This window comes from Marinobacterium sp. xm-m-312, assembly GCF_013283295.1.
Taxonomy (GTDB): domain Bacteria; phylum Pseudomonadota; class Gammaproteobacteria; order Pseudomonadales; family Balneatricaceae; genus Marinobacterium_E.
In genome coordinates this window covers 90,624-101,924 of sequence record NZ_WBYS01000001.1, presented here as the reverse complement: position 1 = coordinate 101,924, position 11,301 = coordinate 90,624, and the positions used below count along the sequence as shown (strand labels likewise).

Annotated in this window: 11 protein-coding genes; all 11 read right to left on the bottom strand. The window is 48.4% G+C overall.

Going from position 1 to position 11,301, the window contains the following annotated elements:
* Positions 1-11 precede the first annotated feature (11 nt).
* A complete protein-coding gene (locus tag XMM312_RS00575; protein ID WP_173488513.1) occupies positions 12-1,640 on the bottom strand; it encodes an NAD+ synthase in 1,629 nt (542 codons plus the stop codon).
* Between the two features lie 231 nt (positions 1,641-1,871).
* The gene (locus XMM312_RS00570) at positions 1,872-2,357 is read right to left on the bottom strand and encodes a prepilin-type N-terminal cleavage/methylation domain-containing protein (RefSeq protein WP_173488512.1); all 486 of its coding nucleotides are present in this window, start codon (positions 2,355-2,357) and stop codon (positions 1,872-1,874) included.
* A 104-nt stretch (positions 2,358-2,461) separates the two neighbouring features.
* Positions 2,462-3,628 (bottom strand): type II secretion system protein, encoded by a 1,167-nt coding sequence (locus XMM312_RS00565; protein WP_173488458.1) that lies wholly within the window; start codon positions 3,626-3,628, stop codon positions 2,462-2,464.
* The gene (locus tag XMM312_RS00560; protein ID WP_173488511.1) at positions 3,628-4,872 is read right to left on the bottom strand and encodes a pilus assembly PilX N-terminal domain-containing protein; all 1,245 of its coding nucleotides are present in this window, start codon (positions 4,870-4,872) and stop codon (positions 3,628-3,630) included. Before XMM312_RS00560 ends, XMM312_RS00565 begins: the two co-directional genes overlap by 1 nt.
* Positions 4,873-4,881: 9 nt before the next feature.
* Entirely contained in the window at positions 4,882-5,667 is a 786-nt protein-coding gene (locus tag XMM312_RS00555; RefSeq protein WP_173488510.1) for a PilW family protein, read from the bottom strand.
* On the bottom strand, positions 5,661-6,134 hold the full coding sequence (locus tag XMM312_RS00550; protein WP_173488509.1) for a GspH/FimT family pseudopilin: 474 nt from the start codon (positions 6,132-6,134) through the stop codon (positions 5,661-5,663). Before XMM312_RS00550 ends, XMM312_RS00555 begins: the two co-directional genes overlap by 7 nt.
* A 5-nt stretch (positions 6,135-6,139) precedes the next feature.
* Positions 6,140-6,556, bottom strand: a complete 417-nt coding sequence (locus XMM312_RS00545) for a type IV pilin protein (RefSeq protein ID WP_173488508.1) — start codon at positions 6,554-6,556, stop codon at positions 6,140-6,142.
* A gap of 58 nt (positions 6,557-6,614) precedes the next feature.
* Complete coding sequence (locus tag XMM312_RS00540) at positions 6,615-7,043, bottom strand: peptidylprolyl isomerase (RefSeq protein WP_173480371.1); 429 nt, start codon at positions 7,041-7,043, stop codon at positions 6,615-6,617.
* Positions 7,044-7,544, bottom strand: coding sequence for a signal peptidase II (gene lspA, locus XMM312_RS00535; protein ID WP_173488507.1), 501 nt, complete (start codon positions 7,542-7,544; stop codon positions 7,044-7,046).
* Positions 7,522-10,332 carry an isoleucine--tRNA ligase gene (ileS, locus tag XMM312_RS00530; RefSeq protein ID WP_173488506.1) on the bottom strand — a complete coding sequence of 937 codons (2,811 nt, stop codon included), beginning with the start codon at positions 10,330-10,332 and terminating at the stop codon, positions 7,522-7,524. The genes lspA and ileS overlap by 23 nt, the downstream gene beginning before the upstream one ends.
* Before the next feature lie 15 nt (positions 10,333-10,347).
* Positions 10,348-11,280, bottom strand: coding sequence for a bifunctional riboflavin kinase/FAD synthetase (gene ribF, locus XMM312_RS00525; protein WP_173483849.1), 933 nt, complete (start codon positions 11,278-11,280; stop codon positions 10,348-10,350).
* Between the last annotated feature and the right edge of the window lie 21 nt (positions 11,281-11,301).

Genomic DNA, 11,301 nt, shown 5'->3' with positions numbered 1-11,301 from the left:
ACTGACGTAGGTCAGACCCCTGCCTTCCACCCAGACGTAATCGGGTAACGTCGGTCACGACCAAAGCCGCGATTGGTAATACGCGTTCCAATCGGTGCTTGGCGACGCTTGTACTCGTTGATATCAATTAGACGAATCACTCGCAGCACATCGGCTTCGTTGTACCCTTCAGCAATGATCATCTCAGCACTGTAATCATGCTCGACGTACATCTCGATGATCGCATCCAACTGATCGTAATCCGGCAAGCTGTCTTGATCGGTCTGATCAGGACGCAGTTCAGCCGAGGGTGGACGAGTGATGACGCGTTCTGGAATAACGGGACTGATTGTATTGCGGTAGCGTGATAGCTCATAAACCAGAGTTTTCGGGATATCTTTAAGGACACAGAAACCACCGGCCATATCACCGTATAAGGTTGAGTAACCGACAGCCGTTTCCGATTTATTGCTGGTTGTAAGAACGAGATAGCCTTTCTTGTTAGAGATCGCCATTAACAAGACACCTCGACAGCGTGCTTGCAGGTTCTCTTCGGTCGCATCGATCTCTGTACCGGCAAATTCCCCCGCCAACTCCTGCATAAACGCTTCATACATTGGCTCAATTGAGATCACCGAGTGGCGAACTCCTAACGCCTCTGCTTCCAGTGCAGCATCCTCAACACTGATCGAAGAGGTGTACTTAAACGGCATCATGACACACTCAACACGATCAGGGCCCAACGCATCCACTGCAACCGCCGCCGTTAACGCCGAATCGATACCGCCAGAGAGGCCAAACACCACACCCTTAAAGCCGTTCTTGTTCACATAATCTCGCACGCCCATCACAAGCGTTTGGTAGACCATGCTGTAGTGATCACCTTCAGGCGTTGAAGGCTGAAGCGGCTGAACTAAACCAGATTCAAGATCGATAGAAACTTTATAAATACCCTCTTCATGATGAGGGGCCATGTAAGCCAACTGCCCTTTGGCATCCACGACCTGCGAACCACCATCGAAGACCAGCTCATCCTGCGCACCCACTTGGTTTACATAGACAATCGGTGCATTGGCAGTGGTAGCACGATCTTGCAACGCCTCGGTGCGCTCATTGGTTTTGCCCATGTGATAAGGGGACGCATTAGGCACAAGGATCGCTTTAACACCGGCCTCAGCTTGACGTTGAGTCGGCCCCTTCTCCCAAATATCGGCACAGATTTGCAGCCCTAAGGTGTGGCCTTTGTACTCAAAGACACCGTCGTTGGTATGCGGTTCAAAGTAGCGATCTTCATCAAAAACACGGTAGTTGGGCAGATGCTGTTTGGCATATTCGATCAACACCTCACCGTCCTCAATAACGGCTGCCATGTTGCGTAAGTCACCATCCTTTTCTGCCGGATAGCCAACCAACAACCCTATGCCACTGACTTCCGCTTTCAAGCGAGCTAATGCCTCATCAACCCGACGCTTGAGACTGGGGCGAAGCAGCAGATCCTCTGGCGGGTAACCGGTGATCGACAGCTCTGAAAAGACGATGATATCCGTATCACCCTGAGAAGCTGCTTCCCTAGCAGCATCAATTATCTTTTGCGTATTACCCGGAATATCACCGACCAGAAAATTGATTTGAGCAAGCGCGACGACAAGTTGTTGAGACATAATGGGAGTTGAAATCTGCAAATTAAATAGATTTGCAAAGTATACGCACATCCCCCGTAGGAGGGAATTCAAGCAAAGCTTGAAACCCCAACAATTCATTCAAGGTGACTGGCTTCAGCCTGTCATCCGCACCATAGGAAAACACACCCTGTAGGAGGCCTCCCAAAGGGACGCCGACCGCTTTTAGATATGGTGACTGGTTTTAACCAGTCATCCGCACAATCCATACTTTCATTCCCTACAAAACCCCGGCAAATACTCACTAGGAATCAACGACTCATCCGAATCATCACTGATACATCGCCAAGTCGTCGGAAAATCCGGATTCTCTGCCCGCAGCACAAACCGCCGCCCCTCTAGCTCAGCAATGTTGGTAATCGATACCCGAATCTCACCGGCAGAATGACTCCACCAGGCATTTTTCACATAAGCAGAGTTATCTCCGAAATGATCATTACTGACTCCTAATTCATCAAAAACCTCAGTCCAATGAAATTCAGAGAGACCTGAAGTACCTCCGTTAGCGATCGCATAATTAACTAGAGCCAACTTGATGGGCTCAGTCGCTGCCAAAGCATCAATCAACTTGGCACGAACTGTAAATTGGGTATACGCAGGCAGCGCGATAGATGATAGAAGCGCGATTATCACGACCGCGATCATAAGTTCTATTAATGTAAAACCTCTTTCGAGGTGTTTCGATGGAATCCTTTCCATTGTTCGTTCCTCATCCTTGAGGGCCCTATAAAGCCACCTATTCTCAGCAGAATCCTATATGCCTAGCCACATCATTCACTCCAAGTACACCAAGATCAAAGTTTTCAGTAGTTAGCCGTAATTACAGTACCTGTTATGTCCGATATGGTGAATGTATAGCCGGGATTGAGGGTCAACGTATCGCCCTCTGATACATCAGATGACGTACAGGCCCCACTTGCCGTGCCAGTTGCTTTTGAAGCGTTTTGACCAAACCCGCCCCAAGGATTACTAGCGTTTGGAATAGAAAAACCGCCGCTGCTACAAGAGAATCCGACAGGCGTCACCGAGCTAGCCTGGATATTTATTTTATTAGAGTTACTAGGATTTTCATGCACCAGCTCCAAAGTGTACGTCTTACTTGCGACGACAGTACTGCATTCTTCATAAGTATTACTATTACTAAGAGTACCTTGATTACACGAAAGTAGACTGTACGCTTCATTACATTGAGCTGTCGTGCCAGTGTCGATACTCCAAGAATCGACTGAACTACCATCTGTCAATGCTTCACCCCAGGGGGTCGTACAATCTTGGCTTTCAATCACAGAACAGGATGTGTAAGTAAAGGTTCCACTGAGTGTCCCATCACTGCAAGTTCGAGTTTCACTGTTACAATCCTCAATGGACTCAACTGTACCAAACTCATAAGCAACGTTTGATTCACCGCTGGCTAGGGTTCCCCACGGGGTGTTTTCGCAGCTTGCGGGCTCATCACCACCGCCGCCACCGCCGCCTCCGCCGCCTCCGCCGCCTCCGCCACCACCGCCACCGCCACCGCCAATACCATTCAAAGATAAAATAGCAACACCACCTTGTACAGGATCAGCACAAACAACATTGGAGCTTAGTTGGACGGATTTAGTGATAGTCGCGCCATTAACATCCTCTTGGGCTGTGTCCCATTCGACTGTTACGAGCGCTTTTTTACAATCTACTGTGTCACAATCTGAAACCGTCCAGATTCTTTCATATTCTGAACTACCCTTAGTTACCGAATCGTCACTACCTGCTAATGCTGAGCAAGTGTTGTCTAACGCTAACTCTCGAAGTTCTTCAATCTTTTCCTGCGCTAGATTAGCTGCCACGGTTGATTCACGAGTGACTGTGCTCTCTGAAAATGAACGCACTCCAACATAGGCTATTACAACAACCGTCAGCGCTACGATAACGGCCGAAATGAGGGACTCTACTAATAAAAAACCGGATTGAAACTTTTTTAAGGCCATCATCAAAAATCCTTCCAGGTACCAGGAATTCGAATTGCATCAACAACTCCGTCAAAAGGATCGTTCCATGTAGGACCGTCAGCATAATCAACTTGAACAAATTTCGTATTTGCGGTTGGTTTGTAAACACTGCCGTGCCACATTACCGAACCAAAAACCGTAACATTTCCCCATCCGTTAGCATTGCAGACACCCGGTTCTTTGAAATAAACAACCCCATACACATCTGTTTTGATGTCTGCACACTGATCCATGATCAAAACAACTGGAGAATCAGGTGTTCCTAGATCTGCATTGCCAGCACACCCTTTAATTTGACCATTCCCGGTTATGTGAAAGATATTCGGTTTAGATGAATCATCGCTGCATGGAATATTTGTTGTTGATGTGAAATTCTGGCCATTAGATAAAGCAATCTCTTCCGCGCTTGATAGTGAGATTGCAAAATAATTATCCCAGATACACGTACTTGAACCGCTGGTGCAATCTAAGTATTCAGAAACAGGCGAAGTAACATCAGTTGTGGCTCCTCCCAAACCATCAACAAGTGGGTCATAATTAGTATCACTCCAAGCATTCACATCTAAATGTCCTAATAGATCCTCCCCATCCTCATTCGGAGATACGCATGAATCATCTGCATAGGTTACAGCTGCGTCTGATGATTGAAGTAGAAAAGTATCAGGTGTTCCATTAGGTGGTTCAGTAATACACCCTCCGATAACCCAGGGCGTTGGTGTAGGCTGCCCCGGCTCAAATAATCGAGTTTGAACGACGTAGGATTCTGAAGACGCTTGAATATTACTTCCACTAGCTGCAGATACTGTAGAGACCACTTTAATAACATCGTTCTCATCAAACAGATCGAGTTGGTAAGTGTAACTTTCACCACTACTGTTATTGCTTGATAAGCCCATAGAGGCGACGGTCGGTGTTGGGCAGTCTGTTGACGAAGTTTCAGAACTTGAGGGTGGGAAACAGCTAGCACCACTTGGATCAGCCGCACTTGCAGGAAGTTCATTGCTCTGCGCCCAAGCCATTCCATAATCGAGCACTGCTTCAGCACCCTGAATGGCCTCTTGAGCCCTGATATCGTTAGAAGTGATCTGCTGCTCTACAACAGACGTTTGGGTAATGGTTAATGTAGTAATGACTGCCAGAAGACTTAGCACCACTGAAGTTAACAGCGTCGCAATACCTTGCTGATTATTAAGTGTGTTTTTGATGCAACGCTTCTTCAATCTCATGACTTGCACCTAATTAATACTACTAGCGGCATAACTGGCTACAAATTTATCATTTCTGATACGAACCGTTTCCGTCAGAGTTTGCGAAAGTGTCGGCTCATCTTCCACTCTTGCGGTCATGTCCACTTTAACAGTGCGGACAATTAAACAACTGTCATCATCAACACAACTTCCACTGGCGGTTGAAGCAGCGGTCGCATTGTAAAGGTCAGAACTCACCTCAAACTCTAGATCTGTAAATTCAATAACGGTACTGTTCATCAAATACCACTCAGACGATGAAACGTCTGTATCACATTCACTGATACTGTTAGAAGCACCGCTGACTCTGATGTATACGTCATTACCCTCTTTCAAAAACCCAAAGCGTTCATTGTTGGAGATCACTGGTGGAACTTCTCCAGCATAGTCCCGATTGTAAGCATATAAAATGCAGTTACCCGTTCCGTTTAATACGGTCAGGGAGTTTGCACCAGTGTTAACAATCGACAAATCAGTCGTGCTCGTGCCGGTGTGGACGAAGGATGGGTTTTCCAAAAGTGAAGAGGCATTAGAGGCAGGATTATCAGTTGCGAAACCTGCTCGTCTAATATCCCTAACCATCAAGTCCATGATGGCGCGCATATCTTGATTGAGCCGGACAACCTGATTATGACTCTTTTGGTTATTCAACGAGGATAAAAGCAGAGTCAACGCACCTCCGATAACGACAAGGCCCACAACTAGCCCTATCATTAGCTCAATAAGAGTCATTCCTGATTGCTTAGATTTTGAGTTGAACCCCGGCATTAACATGCTGCTACTCCAACTATCCCACACACACCGATAGTTCCCATAACCGATACAGTAACTCTAGATTCATTAGCTTGTGGCGAAGTTAATGTAACAGTTTTGAGTGAAGCTGGTGTTGTTAAGCCTCGAACGTGATCAAACGTAAAGGTACTAAAGTCAGAATCGACGGAGATATCTGGATAAATAGAACCATCTAAACCAGCCCCCCCCACAACGTAAGACCAGCTACCGTTTGCACCTGAAGTAATGGAGAATTCGATGTCGGCGTTTCGTTTAATGGCCTCGCCCTTAGCCCACCGCAAATCAGAAACCATATGTTCTGTCGCTGCAGTTAATTTTTGTCGATCCAAATAATTTAAGTAGGAGGGGGCAGCTATGGCCGCAATGATGGATACAATGGCAATAACGACTAGCAACTCGATAAGGGAAAAACCAAACACACCATTGTTATTGCGAAGTTGAGTGTTCATTTCAACTACCTTTCCCAGCATGAGAGTGGTTTATATGATCCTGATCCCGTCGAGGGTCCACTCTTATCTGCAGCCATGGGGCTACATTCTGAGTCAGCATGAGGACCTTTTGCAGTCGCTACCACGAAGTAGTTAGATGCATCCGGTGATTCGACTGTAATCGTCCAGTAGTCATCTGGGGAATATAACGGGTTCGTCACTAAACCTGCCGCCGCCAAGGAAGCAATGGAACCGTACTCCACATTTGTTGCGCGATACTTCTCTTGAATGAGTCGGAGATCGCTTAACGCTGACATAGCATCCAACCGTTTAGCCCGCAAAACATAATCTTGATAAGCAGGATAAGCGATGGCCGCAAGAATGCCGATGATCGTGACGACGATCATCAACTCAATCAGAGTAAAGCCTTTTTGGTGACGCATTGAGTCCCTCCACAACATTCATTAAATATAGCAGAGGAACAGAAAAAGAGAGGGGGTTTTACTGAATATTCAGAACCTGAACTTCGAAAAGAATCGTTTTTCCTGCAAGAGGGTGATTGAAATCAACTTCTACGCGCTCGTCATCGAACTCAACGATGACACCGGGCAGTTCACCACCGGGCTCTTGGAATGAGATCACCAAGCCGGGTTCTAACTCCATATCTTTGAAGTCTGAGCGTTTCATGGTTTGGATGTTGCTTGGGTTGTGCTGACCAAAGCCACGCTCCGGGTCGATGGTCAGATCGAGATGATCGCCCACTTTTAGCCCCGTCAAAGCGGCTTCAAAGCCTTCTGGGATATTACCATCGCCCACTTCAAATTCGACCGGAGCGCCTTCGAAGTTAGAGTCTACAATCTGTCCATCGGTGAGTTTGATCGCGAAGTGCATGGTCACTTTACGGCCCTGTTCAATGGTGAGTTCGCTCATCTATTTGCTCCGGTCTTTTGATAAAAATAGTGCATCAACAATCAATGCGATGGCGCCTAGGGTGATACCCACATCGGCGATATTAAAGGCTGGGAAGTACCAACCGGCGTAGTGAAAGGACAAAAAATCCACTACATAACCGTGAACAATACGGTCAAAAAGATTGCCCAGAGCACCGCCTAAAATAGAGGCATAACCAAAGGCTTGAATCTTTTGCTGTGGCTCAGTTTGACGCAGCCAATGAACGATCAACCCACTTACGACAACCGCAATGGCCACAAACAGCCAACGCTGCCACCCCGCTTCACTGGCTAAAAAGCTAAAGGCTGCGCCAGTATTGTGCAGCAGCCTCAGATCGAAGATGGGAAGAATAGCGATCGGCAGGTTGTAGCTCAGCATACTGGATGCCAACGACTTACTACCAAGATCAAGCACTACAATGGCTAGACTGAGCCATAGCCATTGCAGTGCAGAAGGGTTACGCGTAGTGACGCTGCTCACCTTCGCCCTCTACGTTATCGACACAACGTGTACACAGCTCTGGGTGATCGGCGTTTTGACCGACATCTTCACGGTGGTGCCAACAACGAGCACACTTCGCCTCTTCCGATGCTTTAACTGCGACTTTAAGACCTTCAACGGCAGTTTCACGAGCGTCTCCGCCATTCACTAGCGGCTCAATGCTGGCAGTCGATGTGATCAATACGAAGCGAAGTTCATCACCTAGGCGATTCAAATCGGCTGTGATCTGCTCATCGGCATAGAGTGTTACTTCAGCGGCAAGAGAGGCTTTAACGAGCTTCTCGTTACGCGCCTCTTCCAGACACTTGTTCACCGCCTGTTTAACCTGAAGCACACGCTCCCAGTACTCACGACCAAAGGCATCGTCTGCCGTCATTTCAAACAGACCTTCATACCAAGTCGTTAGCATGGCACTTTCAGGGTTGTCACCTGGTAGCACTTCGATGATCTCATCAGCGGTGAAGCTCAAGATCGGTGCAATCCAGCGAACCAGCGCCTGTGCAATGTGGTACAGAGCGGTCTGACATGAACGACGCGCCAAGCTATCTGGCTTAGTGGTGTACTGACGATCTTTAATGATGTCTAGGTAGAAACCACCCAGCTCTTGTGCACAGAAGTTGTGAACTTGCTGGTAAACATCCAAGAAACGGTAGCTGTTGTACGCATCGATCACTCGCTGCTGCAAACGGTAAGCAGAATCAACTGCCCAACGATCCAGCGCCAGCATCTCTTCTGGTTTTACGCTGTGCGCTTCTGGGTCAAAGCCGTTTAGGTTCGCCAATAGGAAGCGCGATGTATTTCGGATACGACGGTAGCTGTCTGCCGTACGCTGAAGAATCTGATCCGATACAGCCATATCACCTGAGTAGTCTGTAGAGGCAACCCAAAGTCGAAGAATATCCGCACCTAGTTTGTCATTCACCTGCTGTGGTGCAATGACGTTACCCAGTGACTTAGACATCTTGTAGCCCTTCTCATCGACAGTAAAGCCGTGAGTCAGAACCTGCTTGTACGGTGCACAACCGTTAATCGCAATCGATGTTTTCAGTGACGACTGGAACCAACCACGATGCTGATCCGACCCCTCTAGGTACATATCAGCCGGGAAGTGCAGGCTCTCTTTGGTACGCAGAACTGAGTGGTGCGTGACACCCGAATCGAACCAAACGTCCATGGTATCGGTCACTTTATCGTAATCCGCTGCTTCTTCACCCAACAGCTCTGCTGGATCTAGATCAAACCATGCGTCGATACCGGTCTCTTCGATACGCTGCGCAACCTGCTCGATCAACTCAGTCGTGCGTGGGTGAAGTTCACCTGTCTGCTTGTGAGTGAATAGCGTAATCGGCGTACCCCAAGTACGTTGACGTGATACACACCAATCTGGGCTCTGACCAACCATCGCTTCGATACGTGTCTGACCCCAATCTGGGAACCACTGTACGCCCTTGATCGCATTCATTGCGTCCGCTTTCAGGTTCTCTTTCTCCATTGAGATGAACCACTGCGGCGTTGCACGGTAGATCAGTGGCGTTTTGGTACGCCAGCAGTGTGGGTAGCTGTGTTGGAAACGTTTCAGGTGCACCAATTTACCTTCACGCTCTAGCGCTTCCGTCACTGGTGCATCCGCTTTGTAGACATGGATGCCAGCAAACTCACCTGCCGCGTCAGTGTAGACACCATCCGCTTGAACAAGGTTTAGGGTTTTAAGGTTGTAGCGGTTACCGACAACGAAGTCGTCCATACCGTGATCAGGCGCCGTGTGAACCGCACCGGTACCTGCATCGGTTGTAACGTGATCACCCAAAATCACAGGCACCTCACGATCAAACACAGGGTGTTCAAGTTGAAGCAGCTCCAGCGCCGCACCGTTTACACGGCCTAATACTTCAAACTTATCTACGCCCCAGCGCTCCATGATCGACTCAACCATTGACTCGGCTAGAACCTGGTAATCGACACCGCTCTCAAGGTGCACTTCAACCAGGGCATACTCCAACTCACCGTTAACCGATACCGCTTGGTTAGCAGGAATGGTCCAAGGTGTGGTTGTCCAGATGACGAGTGAAACATTCTGTTTGTCGGTACCGAACAGTGCATTCACTTTGGCTTGATCGACAAAGGTGAAGCGCACATCGATTGCAGTAGATGTTTTGTCTTGGTACTCAACCTCAGTCTCAGCCAAAGCTGATTTACCGACAACACTCCAGTAGACCGGTTTGTAACCTTTCACTAGGTGGCCTCGTTCTGCAATTTTGCCCAGTGCACGAACGGTATTCGCTTCGGTTTTGAAGTTCATCGTTAGGTAAGGGTCATCCCAATCACCCTGAATACCTAGACGAATAAAGTCCTCTTTCTGACCGGCGATCTGCTCAGTCGCATAGGAGCGACATTTAGCACGGAAATCCGCGTAAGAAACTTTCTCGCCCGCTTTACCGATCAGTGTCTCAACCTTGTGCTCGATTGGTAGACCGTGACAGTCCCAACCCGGCGTGTAAGGCGAGTCAAAACCACTTAGGGTTTTGGATTTGATGATCATATCTTTGATGATCTTATTCACCGCGTGACCAATGTGAATGCTGCCGTTAGCGTAAGGAGGGCCATCGTGCAGAATAAATTTTGGTCGACCTGCGCTCACTTCACGAATTCGTGCGTAAAGATCCATCTCTTTCCATTTAGCAAGACGCTTAGGTTCAGCAGATGGCAGGTTACCGCGCATTGGGAACGCAGTTTCCGGCAGGTTTAGAGTCGGTTTGTAATCGGTCATCAATCCAGTCCCAGTTTAGGTATTTGCGGCAGCGAACCAAGCGCGCGCTGCAGCGATATCTTTTGCGATCTGTTCTCGCAAAGCATCCAATCCATCAAAGCGTTGCTCCGCACGCATTGGATGTAAAAATTCAACACTGAGCAGCTCACCATAGAGCTGCCCCGTAAAATCTAGCAGGTGCACTTCCAATACAGGACGAACACCATTAAGTGTCGGCCGACTGCCAACATTGCAAATCGCGTTGTAGGCCTTACCCGCCAAGTGCGCCCTTACCGTGTAGACACCCCGCATAGGGCAGGCATACTTGTGCATGCGTACATTGGCTGTCGGAAAGCCGAGCTCACGACCCACTTTTTGCCCATGTTGCACACGGCCGGTGACACGATAGCGACGCCCTAACAATCGAGCAGCCAAGGATAAGTTGTTAGCGGCAAGCGTTTCACGAACGCGTGAACTGCTGACGCGCTCATCCTCTAAAATCAGTGTCGGTGTGTCAGCGACGGTAAAACCGTGTGATTCACCTGCAGCCTTAAGCAGTGCGTAATCGCCACGGCGATCACAACCAAAACGAAAATCGTCACCCACCACAAAATGCTTTACATCCAAGCCCTTCAGCAGCAGCTCATCAATAAACGCCTCAGCTGACAGTGAACGTAAACGCTCGTTGAAGCTAAGACAAAGCACGCGATCAACCCCTTCAGCTTCTAACAGGCGAAGCTTCTCGCCGAAACGCGTTAGACGAGGTGGCGCAGACTCTGGCGAAAAAAACTCACGTGGTTGCGGTTCAAACACAATCACAACAGAGGGCAACCCCAGTTGTTGCGCTTTTTCTCGCACACCTGACAGTATCATCTGATGGCCTAAGTGAACGCCGTCAAAGTTACCGATCGTCGCAACGCAGCCGCGATGATGATCGCGTAAATTGTGAAGCCCTCGAATCAGTTCCATTGCGTTATCAGTTTCACCCAA